Here is a 737-nt window from a genome sequence, read left to right as displayed (position 1 = left end):
ATAATTAACTGCATGATCCTGCTTGTATTTTTCTTCTATTGCTTTACGTACGCTATTAATAAAATCATTTATATCTTGGTCACAAGGCGTGCGATGTTTTTTTATATACTTTTCTACATCCTCAAATACACTTGCTATGGCAGATTTTAAGTCACTAATGTGATACAACCTATAAGTGGACTTAATTAATAAGGTCATAAAATACTCCCCTTTGTTATTTTTTATAAAGGGGTCTGCACCATGGTTTATTAAACGTCTTATGAAAGCCGTGTGGAACCTTTTGGCTGCTAGCATCAAGGCGGTATCTCCATCATTATTTTTTGCATTTTTTTCATCCAGGTCTGCCCTTTCCACAAACCAGTCCCAAAATTCTCTGGTATATTCGGGAAAAGTTTTTCCAGAATCATTAGAAGAAAGCTCACTACCTTTTTGCGTTAGATGCATTAAAAGCGTGAAACCATGTGAATCTCTTGCATCTTTATGTAGGCGTGCATTCCTCCAAACTTCGATTGCTTCTGCTTTAGACTTGTAAAGAGCTCTATGCATTTTATCCAAAAACTCTTCACTTAAAACCATGGAACGCTGAACTGCTCCTGTAGTAATACTAGAACAATCTTTTTCTTTAGATGAGCTAACTTGTGAAATAGGTCCGGTATCTCCAGCACTGCTCTTATTTGCTTTATCTATGTTTTTTATGAAAGCATTCAGCTGTTCTTCATAATTAACTGCATGATCCT

1 pseudogene is annotated in these 737 nt (G+C 35.8%); it reads right to left on the bottom strand.

Annotated elements, in window-relative coordinates:
• Positions 1 to 737: pseudogene (locus MUW74_RS02475) on the bottom strand (hypothetical protein); the annotation flags it as partial.

It is taken from the genome of Candidatus Cardinium sp. cBcalN2, assembly GCF_022810445.1.
GTDB lineage: Bacteria > Bacteroidota > Bacteroidia > Cytophagales > Amoebophilaceae > Cardinium.
The sequence above is the reverse complement of the archived record's forward strand: the minus strand, read 5'-3'. Positions and strand labels throughout refer to the sequence as shown.